The following is a 17,111-nucleotide window of genomic DNA, read 5'->3' as shown; positions in this document are numbered from 1 at the left end:
AGTTGGCCAACCTGGTGCTGGTCTGCCCCTATCATCACCGGTTGCACCATCGGGGCGTCATCACCATCACCGGACCCCCCAGCGCGCTGGTCGTCACCGATGACGCCGGCCGGTCACTGAGTCTGGGATCGCTGGCACGCCCACCCACCAAAGCCCCGCCCGCAGTCGCGCCGTGCCCGGGCCCTACCGGCGAGCGCGCCCACTGGTGGTGGTATGACCCCTTCCAACCCCAACCACCACCGACCAACAACTAGCCCCGCGATGCATCGACGCCCAAACACGTTGGGACATCAAGGAATTCACTCACGCTACGCGCAATGGACATCGGGGTCGACAAGCGGGCTCGATGAGTTGCTGCCGATCAGCGCAGCATGGTGGCCACGATCCCGGCGAGGTAGCCGAGCCGGGCGACCTCCGAAGGGCGGAATTCGGGGCCCGGCCGGCCGAGCACCACCGCGGTGTGCGGGTCGCCCAGCGGGGCCGCGACCATCGTCATATCCATGTCGCGCCATGCCTTCGGCACCCACTCGGCGTTGCTGTCCAGCGGCACGGCCCCCTCGAGCGGCAGCCACGGCGCCGTGTCCGCCTTGGTCTCCGGGGCGCCGCGGCTGCCGGCAAGGCGCTGCGGCTCGCCGCCGTCCGAACTGCGCAACACCGTGCACCAGCTGACGCGCAGGACCTTGGGCGCCTCGTTGGCCAGCACCTGCAACCTCGCCGCCGTGTCGCCGGCCGCGGCGACGTGGTCGAGCAGCTCCAGCTCACGGTGCGCGTCCAGCAGACCGGTGTGCGGACGCACGCTGTCCACCCGAACCCCGGACAGCGATTCGGCGGCGGTGATCAGCGAGTCCGGCATCGCCCCCGGCGGCAGCTCGATGACCAAGTCGTCGATCGCGTACCCCGAGCTCCGCTCCACGACGTCGAGCGACAAGATGTCGGCCCCCACCGAACCGAGCGCCACCGCCAGCGACCCCAGGCTGCCTGGACGGTCGACCAGCTCGATGCGCAACAGATAGGAGGGCACGGCCAACACTGTTGCACAGCCCTTGATGTTCCGCCCCCCGAGCGCCACCGCAGTGTGACGCTGGTCGCCGAACGTCACGCCGGCGCGACGGACACGGCGGGCTAGGCTTTCGGATCGTGTCCCAGATCTCCCGCGACGAGGTAGCGCACCTGGCCCGGTTGTCCCGGCTGGCGTTGACCGATAGCGAACTCGACAGCTTCGCCGGCCAACTCGACGCCATCCTGACCCACGTCAGCCAGGTGCAGGCGGTCGACGTCACCGGCGTCGAAGCGACCGACAACCCGCTCAAGGATGTGAACGTGACCCGCCCGGACGAGCCGACGCCCTGCCTGACGCAGGCCGAAGCGCTGGCCGAAGCGCCCGCCGCCGTCGATGGCCGCTTCGCGGTCCCGCAGATCCTGGGGGACAGCGAGTGAACGAGATCATCCGATCCGACGCCGCGACGCTGGCCGCCCGGATCGCAGCCAAGGAGGTGTCGTCGGTCGAGGTCACCCAGGCGTGCCTGGACCAGATCGAGGCCACCGACGATCGCTACCACGCTTTCCTGCACGTGGCGGCCGACGAGGCGCTGGGGGCGGCCGCTGTCGTCGACGAGGCGGTGGCCGCGGGCGAGCGGTTGCCGTCGCCGCTGGCCGGGGTGCCGCTGGCGCTCAAGGACGTCTTCACCACCGTCGACATGCCCACCACCTGCGGGTCCAAGATTCTCGAGGGCTGGCGCCCCCCCTACGACGCCACCGTCACCTTCCGGTTGCGCGCCGCGGGCATCCCGATCCTGGGCAAGACCAACATGGACGAGTTCGCGATGGGCTCTTCGACCGAGAATTCCGCCTACGGCCCCACCCGCAACCCGTGGAACGTCGACCGGGTGCCCGGCGGCTCCGGCGGTGGCAGCGCGGCGGCGCTGGCCGCGTTCCAGGCGCCCCTGGCGATCGGCACCGACACCGGGGGCTCCATTCGGCAGCCGGCCGCGCTGACCTCGACCGTCGGCGTGAAGCCGACCTACGGCACGGTGTCCCGCTACGGCCTGGTGGCGTGCGCGTCGTCGCTGGATCAGGGTGGGCCGTGCGCGCGCACCGTGCTGGACACCGCGCTGCTGCATCAGGTGATCGCCGGGCACGACCCCCGCGACTCCACGTCCGTCGACGCGGCGGTGCCCGACGTCGTCGGCGCGGCCAGGGCCGGGGCGGCCGGTGACCTGAAGGGCGTGCGCGTCGGTGTGGTCAAACAGCTGCGCGGCGAGGGTTATCAGCCCGGGGTGGTGACCTCTTTCGAGGCCGCCGTCGAGCAACTGACCGGGCTGGGCGCTGAGGTGAGCGAAGTCGACTGCCCGCATTTCGATCACGCGCTGGCCGCCTACTACCTGATCCTGCCGTCGGAGGTGTCGAGCAACCTGGCGCGCTTCGACGCGATGCGTTACGGGCTGCGGATCGGCGACGACGGCACCCACAGCGCCGAGGAGGTGATGGCGCTGACCCGGGCCGCCGGTTTCGGCCCGGAGGTCAAGCGGCGCATCATGATCGGCACCTACGCGCTCTCGGCCGGTTACTACGACGCCTATTACAACCAGGCTCAGAAGGTGCGAACCCTGATCGCCCGCGATCTGGACGAGGCCTACCGGTCGGTGGACGTCGTGGTGTCGCCGGCGACCCCGACCACCGCGTTCGCGCTCGGTGAGAAGGTCGACGATCCGCTGGCGATGTACCTGTTCGACCTGTGCACGCTGCCGCTGAACCTGGCCGGTCATTGCGGCATGTCGGTGCCGGCGGGACTGTCGCCGGACGACGACCTGCCGGTCGGGTTGCAGATCATGGCGCCCGCACTGGCCGACGACCGGCTGTACCGGGTCGGCGCCGCCTACGAAGCGGCCCGCGGCCCGCTGCCGAGCGCGATCTGACGGCGAGCGAACACAGAATCGCAATTCCCGCCTCCGTTTGACGCGATTGTGCGTCCGCTCGCGCCGGTAGGCCGCCGCCCGGCAAGATAGGACGTATGCGGATCGGAGTGCTCACCGGAGGCGGCGACTGTCCTGGGCTCAACGCCGTCATCCGGGCAGTGGTGCGTACGTGCGACTCCCGGTACGGCTCGTCGGTGGTCGGATTCCAGGACGGGTGGCGCGGTTTGCTCGAGAACCGGCGGATCCAGCTACAGAACGACGACCGCAACGACCGCCTGCTGGCCAAGGGCGGGACGATGCTGGGCACCGCCCGCGTGAACCCCGACAAACTGCGGGCCGGGCTGAGCCAGGTCAAGCAGACCCTCGACGACAATGGGATCGACGTCCTGATCCCCATCGGCGGGGAAGGCACGCTGACGGCCGCGCACTGGCTCTCGGAGGAAAACGTTCCCGTCGTCGGCGTGCCCAAGACCATCGACAACGACATCGATTGCACCGACGTGACTTTCGGCCACGACACCGCCTTGACCGTCGCCACCGAGGCGATCGACCGACTGCACAGCACCGCCGAGTCCCACCAGCGCGTGATGCTGGTGGAGGTGATGGGCCGGCACGCGGGCTGGATCGCGCTGAACGCGGGCTTGGCTTCAGGCGCGCACATGACGCTGATCCCCGAGCAGCCCTTCGATGTCGAAGAAGTCTGCCGGCTCGTCAAACGTCGCTTCCAGCGCGGAGATTCGCACTTCATCTGCGTGGTCGCCGAGGGTGCCAAACCCATACCCGGCTCGATTGCGTTGCGGGAAGGCGGAATCGACGAATTCGGCCACGAGAAATTCACCGGTGTGGCCGCACAGCTGGGTGCCGAGGTGGAACAGCGCATCAACAAGGACGTCCGGGTGACCGTGCTCGGCCACGTGCAGCGCGGCGGCACCCCGACCGCCTACGACCGGGTGCTGGCCACCCGGTTCGGGGTGAACGCGGCCGACGCGGCGCATGCCGGCGAATACGGCCAGATGGTGTCGCTGCGCGGCCAGGACATCGGCCGGGTGCCGCTGGCGGATGCGGTGCGCCAGCTCAAGCTGGTCCCCGACAGCCGCTACGACGACGCCGCCGCCTTCTTCGGTTAGGCCCGGCCGGGCAACCAGCCGGTAGCTCCGGATCAGCCGCGGCGTGACCGTGCCGGCACATTGCCTACGAGGTGCGCATCACCGCATGTTGGTGGTTTCCGGACCCGTGCAGAGCGGCTATACCCGGGTATGAACAACCGTGGTGTGAGTCACGGGCATTCCGACGCCGACCCGGCAGACACCACGGTGCCGCAACCCCGCGGTCCCGCCCGCCGGCCGCAGCGGTCTGTGCCACCACCTCGCCCCGGGTCCGTGCTGGGCGAGACCGCGCTGGACCGCTTCGACCAGCCCGAGACCGACGCCAGGCTCAACTGGCGAGGGCTGATCCATCGCGTCACCGGGATCGATCTCGGACCCGGCAAGAACACCGCCTACGAAAACGAGCTGCAGGATCGCATCCGCGCGGCCGTGGGCGGCGCCTTTCCGATCGCTGTCCTCAACCTCAAGGGCGGGGTCGGCAAGACCGCGGTGGCCGAGGCCCTCGGTTCGACCTTCGCCACCGTGCGCAACGACCGGGTGCTCGCCCTCGACATCGACGCGGGGGACCTGGCCGAGCGCCACGGCCGCCACAACCCGCACAGCATGGCCGACCTTCTCCACGGCAGCCCGGCGACCCAGTATGAAGACATCCGGGCGCTGACCTATATGAACGGGTTCGGGCTGGAAGTGCTCGGATTGCCGGACTACGCGCGCACCGACTGGCGCCTGGAGCGCAGGGATGTTCTCCGGGCCTTCTCGATGCTGAGAAACCAGTATTCGGTGGTGCTGGTGGATTGCGTCAAGGCGCTCAATTCCAGTGTGATGGAGGCTGTTCTGCCGGAGTCACGGGCGCTCGTGGTCGTCACGAGTACCTCCATCGACGCGATACGCAAGACCCAGACAACGCTGGAGTGGCTGTGCCACAACGGGTATCAACGATTGATGTCTTCAACCGTGCTTGCCGTCAATCACGTCGAGCCGGCCAAGGTGGACGGTGTTGCCGTCACGGAGCTCGACCGACTGTCCGCACGCGTCGCCGCGACGGTGGTGCTGCCGTTCGACCGGCACGTGCACGAGGGCAGGACGATCGCGCTGGACCGAATGAGCAAGGAGAGCCGGCGCAGCTACCTCGAGATGGCCGCCGTGTTGGCCGGGATGTTCCCGGGCAGGGGAGGAGAGCACGACCGCTACCACCGCGGTCTACCACCGCAGTGTTGATGGGTGGTGACCCGCTTCGCCCGGCTCCGCCGCGCTCGCGATCACCGCAGTGTTGATGGGTGGTGACCCGCTTCGCCCGGCTCCGCCGCGCTCGCGATCACCATTAGGATCGAGCGCATGAGTGTTGCCGCCAGCGCCGATCTGATGGACTACGACGACGTCATCGCGCGGTTTGATCCGGTACTCGGCCTCGAGGTCCACGTCGAGCTGTCCACCGTCACCAAGATGTTCTGCGGCTGCACCACCGCGTTCGGCGCCGAACCCAACACGCAGGTGTGCCCGGTGTGCCTCGGCCTGCCCGGCTCGCTGCCCGTGCTCAACCACAACGCGGTCGAGTCGGCGATCCGCATCGGGCTGGCGCTGAACTGCGAGATCGTGCCCTGGTGTCGCTTCGCCCGGAAGAACTACTTCTACCCGGACCAACCGAAGAACTACCAGATCTCGCAGTACGACGAGCCGATCGCCATCAACGGCTACCTGGACGCCCCGCTGGATGACGGCACCACCTGGCGCGTCGAGATCGAACGTGCCCACATGGAAGAGGACACCGGCAAGCTCACCCACTTGGGCAGCGAGACGGGCCGCATCCACGGCGCGACGACGTCACTGATCGACTACAACCGCGCCGGCGTGCCACTGATCGAGATCGTCACCAAGCCCATCGAGGGTGCCGGGGAGCGGGCCCCGCAGATCGCCCGCGCGTATGTGACGGCATTGCGAGACCTGTTGCGCGCCTTGGGCGTATCCGACGTTCGGATGGACCAGGGCTCCATGCGCTGTGACGTCAACGTGTCGCTCAAACCGACCGGTGCCACCGAGTTCGGCACCCGGACGGAGACCAAGAACGTCAACTCGCTGAAAAGCGTCGAGGTTGCCGTTCGTTATGAAATGCAGCGCCAAGCCGCGGTTCTGGTGTCCGGTGGCCAGATCACTCAGGAAACCAGGCACTTTCATGAGGCCGGCGGCTACACGAGTCCGGGCCGCACCAAAGAAACGGCCGAGGACTATCGGTACTTTCCCGAGCCCGACCTGGAACCCGTCGCGCCCAGCCGCGAACTGGTCGAGCGGCTGCGCCAGACCATCCCCGAGCTTCCGTGGCTGAGCCGCAAGCGGATTCAGGACGAATGGGGAATCTCCGACGAAGTGATGCGCGACCTGGTCAACGCCGGCGCGATCGAACTGGTGACCGCGACCATCGAACACGGCGCGTCCAGCGAACAGGCGCGCGCCTGGTGGGGAAACTTCTTGATGCAGAAGGCCAACGAGGCCAACGTCGCGCTGGATGAGCTGGCCATCACGCCCGCGCAGGTCGCCGCGGTGGTGGCGTTGGTCGACGAGGGCAAGTTGTCCACCAAACTGGCGCGCCAGGTCGTCGAGGGTGTGCTGGCCGGGGAGGGCGAGCCCGAGGCCGTCATGACCGCCCGCGGCCTGGCGCTGGTGCGCGACGACTCGATCACCCAGGCCGCCGTCGACGAGGCGCTCGCCGCCAATCCCGATGTGGCAGAAAAGATTCGGGGCGGCAAAGTGGCCGCGGCCGGCGCGATTGTCGGGGCCGTCATGAAGGCCACCCGCGGGCAGGCCGACGCCGCCCGGGTGCGCGAACTGGTCCTGGCCGCCTGCGGGCAGGGCTAGTCCACCAGCTCGCGAAGGTGCGACTGCCGACGGTGCTTCTCGTCGAATGAGTTGCCACTTGCACTTTCGCGGCTGACGCGAAAACCCGCGTTAGGTCTTGTCGTCGCTGTTGCGCGGGAAGCCGCCGCCCTGCGGGAAGAGCGGGAACACCACGTCGTCCAGCTTCTCGGCGTCGCCTGCGGTCTTGTTTACGGTTGCGCCCCACACGTTTCCATCGGGCGACATACGCAGCGCCCACGCGTGCGCGTGGGTGTCCTTGCGGACGACGTCGGGGTCACCGGTGACCGCACCCGTGGTCGGGGCCAGCCGGACTGCAACCGTCAGCTTGGTGTTGATCAGGTTGACCAGCACGGTCCCGTCCATCGCCGCGCATCCGGCGACGCCGGGCTTGTCCGGCCAGGTCCACACCGTGGAGACGTCCGACGTTTTGGTGATGCGCTGCAATCGATCTGCGGTGGGGGTGCGGTCGGCGACATACAGCGAGCCGTCGACCGGGTCGATGCACAAGCCGCCGCCCGAACCCACGCCGGACAGCGCCGTGGTGGGCGGGGCCTGACCGATGGTGGTCGGCTGCTCGATGCGCAGCACCTTGCCGGCCAGCGATTGGGGGTCGGCGGCCATCGCCGGATTGCCGGCGTCGCCGGTCAGCACGACCAGCGTGGTGGGGCTGGTGAAGATCAACGCCCCGGTGTTGCCCGTGGCGCCCTTGGGGATTCCGGTCAGGATGTCCTTCGGGATGTCGCCGTCGGCGATCCGAATGACCCGATTGTCGGTCGGCGTGCTGACGTAGGCGTACATCAGGCGGTCTTGGGTGTAGGTGGGCGACAGCACGATGTCCATCAACCCGCCGTCCCCGGACGGGTCGACCGGGATGACCATCTTGACCTTCGGTTCGGCGCTGACCGAGATCTCCTTGACCGCGCCGGTGGTGCGCTCGGCGACCAACGCGGTTTTGCTGTCGGGCCCCATGATCAGGCCGCTGGTGCTCTCCAGGCAGCCCTGCATCACCCCGGGAGCCGGACAGGCCTTGGGGAACGGCGTGGGCGGCAGCGGCGGTGGCGGGGGAGGCGTCGAGCTGGGCTGTGGCTTCAATTCCGGCGCGGTGGTGAACGGTTGCGATTGCGCGTCGTTGAAGCGCGCGCACCCGCTCGTCGCCAGCACGAGGGCACACAGCGCGGCCAGCCCGCGCCGAATCGGCCGCCCCGATCGCCCTAATCGCATGACCGTCAGGCTACGGATACTGCCGGCGCCACCGCCACACACGTCCCGCTTGCCCGCCGCCGAAAACTCGATCGCGGCCACTTTCCGGCCGGCGCCGACGGGCCCAAGATGTTCCCTCGCGAGCCCTCCAGTGGGGCTCGCCGGCCGATTTCGGGCCGATCCGGGCGTGTTTGGCGGGCAAACCATCGATTGCCTGGCGAAAGCGCCGCTCAAATCCCCAATTCGGGGCCAACTGCCCTTACCCTGACACCCGTGACCAGTCAACCTAATGACGCAGATTGGCAGCGGCCCGGCGAATCCCCGGAGTCGACCCCGGGGCGCCCCGCCTCGGCGCGCCTGGTCGATCCCGAAGATGACCTGACGCCGGTCGGATACCCCGGCGACTTCAACCCGTCCACGGGAACCACCACCGTCATCCCCTACGGCGCCGCCGCGGCGATGTCCGGATCCGGGCCGGGGGGTTACAACCTGCTGGAACAGCAGGAGCCCCTGCCGTACGTCCAGCCGAATTCGGCCGCGCGGCACGCGGCGCCGGAGTCCACCGAGATCGACGAGGACGAGCACGACGACCGGTTGCACGACGTCGGCCGGCGCGGAACGCAGCATCTGGGTTTGCTGGTGTTGCGGGTCGGGCTGGGAGTGGTGCTCGGCGCCCACGGGCTGCAGAAGCTGTTCGGTTGGTGGGGCGGCTCGGGAGTGACCGGATTCAGGAATTCGCTGACCGACGTCGGCTACCAGCACGCCGACATCCTGGCCTACGTGAGCGCCGGCGGCGAGCTCGTCGCGGGTGTGCTGCTGATCCTGGGCTTGTTCACGCCGCTGGCCGCGGCCGGCGCGCTGGCGTTCCTGATCAACGGCCTGCTGGCCAGCGTCTCGGTGCGGCCACACACACACAACTTCTCGTTCTTCCTGCCCGAGGGGCACGAATACCAGATCAGCCTCATCGCCATGGCCGCCGCGGTCATCTTGTGCGGACCCGGCCGCTACGGTCTCGACGCGCGCCGGGGCTGGGCCCATCGACCCTTCATCGGGTCCTTCGTCGCCCTGGTGGCCGGGATCGCCGCCGGTATCGGGGTGTGGGTGGCGCTCAACGGCGTGAACCCGATCGGCTGAACCGCGCCCGTTTCACTGGTAGGGGTTGGGAACCCGCCCCGAGCTGGCCTCGGTCAGCTCCGGCAGCGTCGCGAAGGTGACTGCCGGTAACCGCAGCTCGGCGCCGCTCTTGAGGCGCGCACGTGCCCAGGAACCGCGGTGGAAACGCAGCCCGTCGATGTCGTCCCAGTCCACGGTCTGGCTGCCCAGCAGTGTCCGGACGGTGACGCCGTGGTCGTCGGCGACTGTGCGTAGCCGGATGATCATCGCCGACAGCACCACCGGAACGATCAGCAGCGGGGCGGACGGCGGCCACAGCATCACCGGGATCAGCAATCCCAGCACCAAGAATCCGACGGCCAGGTGCGCGATGGGGGACACCTTGATCACCAGAGGTGTGTGGGAAGACGAACCGGTAGCCACCCGACCATCATTTCATCCGGTGCGCCCCGGCGACTCCTCGAGCGCTCACGCGGCGGCGCTGCGGCAAACCCGGCTGGTGACGGTGACGGATTTGACTGCTGAGCTGTGCGAAGACTACCGTCGAGCGCTATGGATACCGCCGGAAAGCCCGGGATGCTCGTAGTAATTAGGCGCGTTGGTGCCTGACTTGCCCGTCAGCATTTGAAGCAATCCAGCACCAACGCGCAACCCTCGTGCAGCAGATGAGCTGTCGGGGGTTTTTTGTTGCCCCCGCGAGACTCCCAGAGTGAATAAGGACTGAACGACAGTGAGCGCTCCCACCAGGCGGCCCGCCCCCGACACACCGGGCGCGGCCGACATCGCCACCGACGCGGTGAAGCCGGCCGCGAAGTCTGCGAATGGCAAGCCGAAACGCATTGGGCCCGAGCAACTTACCGGCGCGCAGTCGGTGATCCGATCGCTGGAGGAACTGGACGTCGAAGTCATCTTCGGCATTCCCGGCGGCGCGGTGCTGCCGGTCTATGACCCGCTGTTCGACTCGCAGAAGCTGCGCCACGTGCTGGTCCGCCACGAGCAGGGTGCCGGTCACGCCGCCAGCGGTTACGCGCACGCCACCGGCAAGGTCGGTGTCTGCATGGCGACGTCCGGGCCCGGGGCCACCAACCTGGTCACCGCGCTGGCCGACGCCCAGATGGACTCGATCCCGGTGGTCGCCGTCACCGGCCAGGTCGGGCGCGCGCTGATCGGCACCGACGCCTTCCAGGAAGCCGACATCTCGGGCATCACGATGCCGATCACCAAGCACAACTTCCTGGTCCGCTCCGGTAACGAGATCCCGCAGGTGCTCGCCGAGGCGTTCCACATCGCCTCCTCGGGCCGCCCCGGCGCGGTCCTCGTCGATATCCCCAAGGACGTGCTGCAGGGCCAGTGCACGTTCAGCTGGCCGCCGCGCATCGACCTGCCCGGATACAAGCCGAACACCAAACCGCACAACCGGCAGATCCGGGAGGCCGCCAAGCTGATCGCAGCCGCGCGCAAGCCGGTGCTGTACGTGGGTGGCGGCGTCATCCGCGGGGACGCGACCGAGCAGCTGGCCGAGCTGGCCGAGCTGACCGGCATCCCGGTGGTGACCACGCTGATGGCGCGCGGCGCGTTCCCGGACAGCCATCGTCAGCACATGGGCATGCCCGGCATGCACGGCACCGTCGCCGCGGTGGCGGCGCTGCAGCGCAGCGACCTGCTGATCGCGCTGGGTACCCGCTTCGATGACCGGGTGACCGGGAAGCTGGACACCTTCGCGCCCGAAGCCAAGGTCATCCACGCCGACATCGACCCGGCCGAGATCGGCAAGAACCGCCATGCTGACGTGCCGATCGTCGGCGACGTCAAAGCCGTGATCATCGAGCTGCTCGAGCAGCTGCGCCACGACGGCGTGCCCGGCAGGATCGACATGACCGAATGGTGGACCTACCTGGACGAGGTTCGGTCCACCTATCCGCTGAGCTACGGCCCGCAGAGCGACGGCAGCCTCGGCCCGGAATACGTCATCGAGAAGCTGGGCCAGATCGCCGGCCCGGACGCGGTGTACGTCGCCGGCGTCGGTCAGCACCAGATGTGGGCGGCCCAATTCATCTCCTACGAGAAGCCGCGCACCTGGCTCAACTCCGGCGGCCTGGGCACCATGGGGTTCGCCATCCCGGCCGCCATGGGTGCCAAGATGGCGCGCCCGGACGCGGAGGTGTGGGCGATCGACGGCGACGGCTGTTTCCAGATGACCAACCAGGAATTGGCCACCTGCGCAATCGAAGGCGTGCCGATCAAGGTGGCGCTGATCAACAACGGCAACCTGGGCATGGTCCGCCAGTGGCAGACGCTGTTCTACCAAGAGCGTTACTCGCAAACGGATCTGGCCACGCACTCACACCGCATCCCGGACTTCGTGAAGCTGGCCGAGGCGTTGGGCTGCGTCGGATTGCGTTGCGAGCGTGAGGAAGACGTCGCCGACGTGATCAAGGCGGCGCGTGCGATCAACGACCGCCCCGTGGTGATCGACTTCATCGTCGGCGCGGACGCGCAGGTGTGGCCGATGGTGGCCGCCGGCACCAGCAATGACGAGATCCAGGCGGCCCGCGGGATCCGCCCGCTGTTCGATGACGAGAGTGAAGGGCACGCCTGATGAGTCCGCAAACGCACACGCTCTCGGTGCTGGTCGAAGACACACCCGGTGTGCTCGCCCGCGTGGCCGCGCTGTTCTCGCGGCGCGGGTTCAACATCGAGTCGCTGGCGGTCGGCGCGACCGAGCAGAAGGACATGTCCCGGATGACGATCGTGGTCTCCGCCGAGGAGACCCCGCTCGAACAGATCACCAAACAGCTCAACAAGCTGATCAATGTCATCAAGATTGTCGAGCTGGACGACGGAAACTCGGTGTCGCGGGAATTGGCGATGATCAAGGTGCGCGCCGACGCCGGTACCCGCAGCCAGGTGATCGAAGCGGTGAACCTGTTCCGTGCCAAGGTGATTGATGTTTCAACGGAGGCGCTGACGATCGAGGCGACGGGCGACCGCGGCAAGATCGAGGCGCTGCTGCGGATCCTGGAACCATTCGGCATCCGTGAAATCGTCCAATCGGGAGTGGTGTCGTTGTCCCGCGGTTCGCGCGGGATCGGCACGGCCAAGTAAGTTTTCAGCGCAAAACAAGAAGGAGATAGTGAAGTGGCTAACCCGTCTGGGGAGACATTGCCGATGTTCTACGACGACGATGCGGACCTGACCATCATCCAGGGTCGCAAAGTCGGGGTCATCGGATACGGCAGCCAAGGGCACGCGCACTCGCTGAGCCTGCGCGACTCCGGCGTGCAGGTGAAGGTGGGTCTGAAGGAGGGTTCGAAGTCCCGCGCCAAGGTTTCCGAGCAGGGCCTGGACGTCGACACCCCGGCCGAAGTCGCCAAGTGGGCCGACGTGATCATGCTGCTGGCGCCCGACACCGCGCAGGCCGACATCTTCGCAGGCGACATCGAGCCCAACCTGAAGCCCGGTGACGCATTATTTTTCGGCCACGGCCTCAACATCCACTTCGACCTGATCAAGCCGCCCGCCGACGTCACCATCGCGATGGTCGCCCCCAAGGGCCCCGGCCACCTGGTGCGTCGCCAGTTCGTCGACGGCAAGGGCGTGCCCTGCCTGATCGCGGTCGACCAGGACCCGTCGGGCAAGGGTGAGGCGCTCGCCTTGTCCTACGCCAAGGCCATCGGCGGTACCCGCGCCGGCGTCATCAAGACCACCTTCAAGGACGAGACCGAAACCGACCTTTTCGGTGAGCAGGCCGTCTTATGCGGTGGCACAGAGGAATTGGTGAAGACCGGCTTCGACGTGATGGTCGAGGCGGGCTACCCGCCGGAGATGGCGTACTTCGAGGTGCTGCACGAGCTCAAGCTGATCGTCGACCTGATGTATGAAGGTGGTATCGCCCGGATGAACTACTCGGTGTCCGACACCGCGGAGTTCGGCGGGTACCTGTCGGGGCCGCGCGTCATCGACGCCGGCACCAAGGACCGGATGCGGGAGATCCTGCGCGACATCCAGAACGGCGACTTCGTCAAGAAGCTGGTCGCCAACGTCGAGGGCGGCAACAAGCAACTCGAGCAGCTGCGCAAGGAGAACGCCGAGCACCCCATCGAGGTCACCGGCAAGAAGCTGCGCGACCTGATGAGCTGGGTCGACCGGCCGATCACCGAGACGGCCTAGGTTCTTCGCGCCGAGCGTGCACTCAGGGCGAACTTTCGGCGATTTTTTCGCCGTGAGTGCACGCTCGGTGGTTCAGGACAGCAAGTGGTTCAGGACGCCGTGAGGCGGTCGGCCGTCGCGACCACCCGGCGGGCCAGGTGCTCCAGCGCGGCTGCAGTAGGCTCGTCGAATTCGTGGATGTTGTCGTGGGTGGCCACCAGACTGACCCCGTACGGATTGCCGTCGATGAACTTGCACGGATCGGTGTAGCCCGGGGGCACGATGATGCCGCCGAAATGGATCAGCGTGATGTACAGCGAGAGCAGGGTGGTTTCCTGACCGCCGTGCACGGTGTTGGACGACGTGAAGCCCGCGTACACCTTGTCGGCGAGCTTGCCCTGCGCCCACAGCCCGCCCAGCGAGTCGAGGAACGCGCGCAATTGCGCTGCCGGAGAGCCGAACCGGGTCGGTGAACCGAAGATCACCGCGTCGGCCCAGACGATGTCGTCGCCACTGGCCACCGGAAGGTCCTTGGTCGCCTCGTAGTTCGCCGTCCACGCCGGGTTGTGGGCGAATGAGGCGGGGTCCTGGGTTTCGGCGACGTGGCGCAGGCGGACGTCGGCCCCCGCGGATTCGGCCGCCGCGGCGACGCGCTGCGCCATCGTGGTGTTATGGCCGGTGGCCGAGTAGTAGATGATCGCAAGCTTGGTCACGGTGCCAGCTTAGGCATGCCGAGGCCGAATTCGCGGCGCAACAACGTACGCGCGGCGTAGTAGCCGGCCATGCCGTGCACGCCGCCGCCCGGCGGCGTGGCCGCCGAACACAGGTACACCTTGGGAATGGGTGTGCGCCAAGGGTTTAGCCGCGGCGTCGGTCCGGCGATCGCCCGCCAGGCCGAATTGCCGCCCATCCCGATGTCGCCGCCCACATAGTTGGCGTTGTGCTCGCACAACCGCGCGGCGGGTATCGCGCGCGCCGCCACCACGACGTCGCGGAAGCCGGGCGCGAACCGCTCCACGACCGCGGTCACCGCTTCCGTCGGATCGACGGTGGAGCCCGACGGCACGTGGGCGTAGCTCCAGAACGGGCGGCGTCCGGCGGCGTCGATGCGGCCCGGGTCCGCAATGTGCGGGGAGGCGGCCAGCACCATCGGCCACTGCGCGTGCCGGCCGGCGGCGATGTCGGCCTCGGCGCGAGCCATCTGCGCTCGGGTGCCCCCGAGGTGCAGGGTCGAGGCCTGCCGCAGCCGGGGATCCGACCACGGGATCTCGTCGCCCAGCACGAAGTCGACCTTGGCGACACCGGGCCCAAACGTGTAGCGCCGCAACGCTTTGGCATAGCGCGCCGGGAGGTGCTCGCCGTAGATCGGCAGCAGTGCGGTCGGCGCCGTGTCGAAAGCGACCACTCCGCTCGGCGGTTCGGTGACCTCGGTGCCCGCCGTCAGCTCACCGCCGTGCGCGCGCAGGTCGGCGATCAGCGCGTCGGTGATCGCCTGGCTGCCGCCCACCGGAATCGGCCAGCCCACCGAGTGCGCGAGAGTGGCCAGCATCATCCCGGCACCGGCCGCCGTCAATGACGGCATCCGCGAAATGATATGGGCGGCAACGCCGGTGAACAGGGCGCGGGCATCTTCGCCGGCCAGCGACCCCCATGCCGGGGTGCCTTGGGCCAGCATCCGCAGCCCGAGGTGCAGCGCCGACGGCACAGAGTTCGGCACCGACCGTTTGTCGCCCAGCAGCAGGCCCACCACTTCGTCGGAGCGCTCGACCAACGGGCCGAGCAGGCGTTTGAAGGAGGCGCCGCGCTCCAATTCGGCACAGGTGCGGTCCAGGTCGCGGTAGGCGATGGCCGCCGGGCGACCCGGTAGCGGGTTGGCGTAGGAAATGTCGGGCACCGCCAATCGCACGCCGCGCGCGGGCAGGTCGAATTCGGCGAAGAACGGCGACGCCAGCGCCAACGGGTGCACCGCCGAGCAGATGTCGTGCAAGACTCCCGCAGAATCCGGGTCGGGTGCGGTGCGCGCACCCCCGCCAAACGTCGGTTGAGCTTCGACGACCTGCACTTTCAGGCCGGCCCGGGCGCAGATTACGGCAGCGGTCAGCCCGTTGGGTCCGCTGCCGACGATGGTGACGTCCACCCGTCAATTACAGCCGATAGGCTGGCCGGGTGAATCTGCCTGTTGTACTTATTGCCGACAAGCTCGCTGAATCAACCGTCGCGGCCCTGGGCGACCAGGTCGAGGTGCGCTGGGTAGACGGGCCCGATCGGGAGAAGCTGCTGGCGGCCGTGCCGGAGGCTGACGCGCTGCTGGTGCGCTCGGCCACCACCGTCGACGCCGAGGTCCTGGCGGCGGCGCCCAAGCTGAAGATCGTCGCCCGCGCCGGGGTAGGCCTGGACAACGTCGACGTGAACGCCGCCACCGAGCGCGGCGTGCTGGTGGTCAACGCGCCGACGTCGAACATCCACAGTGCCGCCGAACACGCGCTGGCGCTGATGCTGTCCGCGGCCCGCCAGATCCCGGCCGCCGATGCCTCGCTACACGAGCGCACCTGGAAGCGGTCGTCGTTCTCGGGCACCGAGATTTTCGGCAAGACGGTCGGCGTCGTCGGGCTGGGCAGGATCGGGCAGCTGGTTGCCCAGCGGCTCAGCGCCTTCGGCACGCACCTGGTCGCCTACGACCCCTACGTGTCGCCGGCCCGCGCCGCACAGCTGGGCATCGAGTTGTTGACATTGGACGAACTGCTGGCCCGCGCCGATTTCATCTCGGTGCACCTGCCGAAGACGCCCGAAACGGCCGGGCTGATCGGCAAGGACGCGCTGGCGAAGACCAAGCCGGGCGTCATCATCGTCAACGCCGCCCGCGGGGGCCTGGTGGACGAGGCGGCGCTGGCCGACGCGGTGCGCAGCGGCCATGTGCGTGCGGCCGGCCTCGACGTGTTCTCCAAAGAGCCCTGCACCGACAGCCCGCTGTTCGAGCTGCCGCAGGTGGTGGTCACACCCCACCTGGGGGCGTCCACCGAGGAGGCCCAGGATCGGGCCGGCACCGACGTCGCGGCGAGCGTGAAGCTGGCGCTGGCCGGGGAATTCGTTCCCGATGCCGTCAACGTCGGCGGCGGGGTGGTCAACGAAGAGGTGGCGCCGTGGCTGGATTTGGTGCGCAAGCTGGGGGTGCTGGCCGCCACGCTGTCCGACGGCCCGCCGGTGTCGTTGTCCGTGCAGGTGCGCGGCGAGCTGGCCTCCGAAGACGTTGAGGTGCTGAAGCTTTCGGCTCTGCGCGGTTTGTTCTCGGCCGTCGTCGAGGGCCCGGTGACGTTCGTCAACGCACCCGCGCTGGCCGAAGAACGCGGCATCACCGCCGAACTCGGCACGGCTTCGGAAAGCCCGAATCACCGCAGCGTGGTCGACGTGCGCGCGGTGGCGCCCGACGGCTCCGCGGTCAACGTCGCCGGCACGTTGTCCGGGCCGCAGCTGGTGGAGAAGATCGTGCAGATCAACGGCCGCAACTTCGATTTGCGCGCCCGGGGCATCAATCTGGTGATCAACTATGCCGACCAGCCCGGCGCGCTGGGCAAGATCGGTACCCTGCTGGGCTCGGCCGGGGTGAATATCCAAGCCGCGCAACTCTCCGAGGATGCCGAGGGCCCGGGTGCGACGATCCTGCTGCGGCTGGACCGCGACGTGCCGGGTGACGTGCGGTCGGAGATCGGCGCTGCCGTCGGCGCGAACAAGCTTGAGGTGGTTGACCTCTCGTGACCGCCGGCGCACACCGAAACAACGA

The 17,111-nt window shown here is 68.3% G+C and carries 15 protein-coding genes and 1 pseudogene; 11 read left to right on the top strand and 5 right to left on the bottom strand.

Going from position 1 to position 17,111, the window contains the following annotated elements; all coding sequences use genetic code 11:
* A pseudogene (locus A5775_RS17325) lies at positions 1–254 on the top strand (hypothetical protein); the annotation flags it as partial.
* Between the two features lie 107 nt (positions 255–361).
* Here the strand turns inward: A5775_RS17325 and A5775_RS17320 are convergent.
* Positions 362–1,021 carry an amino acid-binding protein gene (locus A5775_RS17320; protein WP_156660743.1) on the bottom strand — a complete coding sequence of 220 codons (660 nt, stop codon included), beginning with the start codon at positions 1,019–1,021 and terminating at the stop codon, positions 362–364.
* Between the two features lie 116 nt (positions 1,022–1,137).
* On the opposite strand from A5775_RS17320, the gene gatC reads away from it, so the two are divergent.
* The 5 genes from gatC (at position 1,138) to gatB (ending at position 6,871) form a co-directional block, all read left to right on the top strand.
* Complete coding sequence (gatC, locus tag A5775_RS17315) at positions 1,138–1,437, top strand: Asp-tRNA(Asn)/Glu-tRNA(Gln) amidotransferase subunit GatC (RefSeq protein WP_067255017.1); 300 nt, start codon at positions 1,138–1,140, stop codon at positions 1,435–1,437.
* The gene (gene gatA / locus A5775_RS17310) at positions 1,434–2,915 is read left to right on the top strand and encodes an Asp-tRNA(Asn)/Glu-tRNA(Gln) amidotransferase subunit GatA (RefSeq protein WP_067255014.1); all 1,482 of its coding nucleotides are present in this window, start codon (positions 1,434–1,436) and stop codon (positions 2,913–2,915) included. Before gatC ends, gatA begins: the two co-directional genes overlap by 4 nt.
* A gap of 95 nt (positions 2,916–3,010) precedes the next feature.
* A complete protein-coding gene (locus A5775_RS17305) occupies positions 3,011–4,042 on the top strand; it encodes an ATP-dependent 6-phosphofructokinase (RefSeq protein WP_067255010.1) in 1,032 nt (343 codons plus the stop codon).
* A 252-nt stretch (positions 4,043–4,294) separates the two neighbouring features.
* A complete protein-coding gene (locus A5775_RS17300) occupies positions 4,295–5,239 on the top strand; it encodes a MinD/ParA family protein (RefSeq protein ID WP_067255007.1) in 945 nt (314 codons plus the stop codon).
* A gap of 117 nt (positions 5,240–5,356) precedes the next feature.
* Entirely contained in the window at positions 5,357–6,871 is a 1,515-nt protein-coding gene (gatB, locus tag A5775_RS17295; protein WP_067255003.1) for an Asp-tRNA(Asn)/Glu-tRNA(Gln) amidotransferase subunit GatB, read from the top strand.
* 90 nt (positions 6,872–6,961) lie between these two features.
* On the opposite strand, the gene A5775_RS17290 is transcribed toward gatB, so the two are convergent.
* Positions 6,962–8,092: a PQQ-dependent sugar dehydrogenase gene (locus A5775_RS17290; RefSeq protein WP_082953062.1), complete on the bottom strand. Its 1,131-nt coding sequence runs from the start codon at positions 8,090–8,092 to the stop codon at positions 6,962–6,964.
* Between the two features lie 252 nt (positions 8,093–8,344).
* Here A5775_RS17290 and A5775_RS17285 point away from each other — a divergent pair, with 252 nt between their 5' ends.
* A complete protein-coding gene (locus A5775_RS17285; protein WP_067255000.1) occupies positions 8,345–9,205 on the top strand; it encodes a DoxX family protein in 861 nt (286 codons plus the stop codon).
* Between the two features lie 12 nt (positions 9,206–9,217).
* On the opposite strand, the gene A5775_RS17280 is transcribed toward A5775_RS17285, so the two are convergent.
* Positions 9,218–9,577, bottom strand: a complete 360-nt coding sequence (locus A5775_RS17280) for a PH domain-containing protein (protein WP_197512670.1) — start codon at positions 9,575–9,577, stop codon at positions 9,218–9,220.
* 403 nt (positions 9,578–9,980) lie between these two features.
* On the opposite strand from A5775_RS17280, the gene A5775_RS17275 reads away from it, so the two are divergent.
* The 3 genes from A5775_RS17275 (at position 9,981) to ilvC (ending at position 13,354) form a co-directional block, all read left to right on the top strand.
* Positions 9,981–11,783 carry an acetolactate synthase large subunit gene (locus A5775_RS17275; protein ID WP_231995206.1) on the top strand — a complete coding sequence of 601 codons (1,803 nt, stop codon included), beginning with the start codon at positions 9,981–9,983 and terminating at the stop codon, positions 11,781–11,783.
* A complete protein-coding gene (gene ilvN / locus A5775_RS17270) occupies positions 11,783–12,289 on the top strand; it encodes an acetolactate synthase small subunit (RefSeq protein WP_067254990.1) in 507 nt (168 codons plus the stop codon). Before A5775_RS17275 ends, ilvN begins: the two co-directional genes overlap by 1 nt.
* Positions 12,290–12,352: 63 nt before the next feature.
* Entirely contained in the window at positions 12,353–13,354 is a 1,002-nt protein-coding gene (ilvC, locus tag A5775_RS17265; RefSeq protein ID WP_067254987.1) for a ketol-acid reductoisomerase, read from the top strand.
* 89 nt (positions 13,355–13,443) lie between these two features.
* Here the strand turns inward: ilvC and wrbA are convergent, their stop codons facing one another.
* Entirely contained in the window at positions 13,444–14,046 is a 603-nt protein-coding gene (gene wrbA / locus A5775_RS17260; RefSeq protein ID WP_067254985.1) for an NAD(P)H:quinone oxidoreductase, read from the bottom strand.
* Positions 14,043–15,470, bottom strand: a complete 1,428-nt coding sequence (locus A5775_RS17255) for an NAD(P)/FAD-dependent oxidoreductase (RefSeq protein WP_067254982.1) — start codon at positions 15,468–15,470, stop codon at positions 14,043–14,045. Before A5775_RS17255 ends, wrbA begins: the two co-directional genes overlap by 4 nt.
* Positions 15,471–15,499: 29 nt before the next feature.
* On the opposite strand from A5775_RS17255, the gene serA reads away from it, so the two are divergent.
* A complete protein-coding gene (gene serA, locus A5775_RS17250; RefSeq protein ID WP_067254979.1) occupies positions 15,500–17,086 on the top strand; it encodes a phosphoglycerate dehydrogenase in 1,587 nt (528 codons plus the stop codon).
* The last annotated feature ends 25 nt before the right edge of the window (positions 17,087–17,111 follow it).

The sequence above is a fragment of the Mycobacterium sp. 852002-10029_SCH5224772 genome (assembly GCF_001667315.1).
In the GTDB taxonomy this organism is placed as follows: Bacteria; Actinomycetota; Actinomycetes; order Mycobacteriales; family Mycobacteriaceae; genus Mycobacterium.
The sequence above is the reverse complement of the archived record's forward strand: the minus strand, read 5'-3'. Positions and strand labels throughout refer to the sequence as shown.

What these genes read in the sequence shown, in the direction of transcription:
- A5775_RS17305 (WP_067255010.1), top strand. Translation starts at nt 3,011, where the DNA reads ATGCGGATCGGAGTGCTCACCGGAGGCGGCGACTGTCCTGGGCTCAAC.
- gatB (WP_067255003.1), top strand. Translation starts at nt 5,357, where the DNA reads ATGAGTGTTGCCGCCAGCGCCGATCTGATGGACTACGACGACGTCATC.
- A5775_RS17290 (WP_082953062.1), bottom strand. Translation starts at nt 8,092, where the DNA reads ATGCGATTAGGGCGATCGGGGCGGCCGATTCGGCGCGGGCTGGCCGCG.
- ilvN (WP_067254990.1), top strand. Translation starts at nt 11,783, where the DNA reads ATGAGTCCGCAAACGCACACGCTCTCGGTGCTGGTCGAAGACACACCC.
- ilvC (WP_067254987.1), top strand. Translation starts at nt 12,353, where the DNA reads ATGTTCTACGACGACGATGCGGACCTGACCATCATCCAGGGTCGCAAA.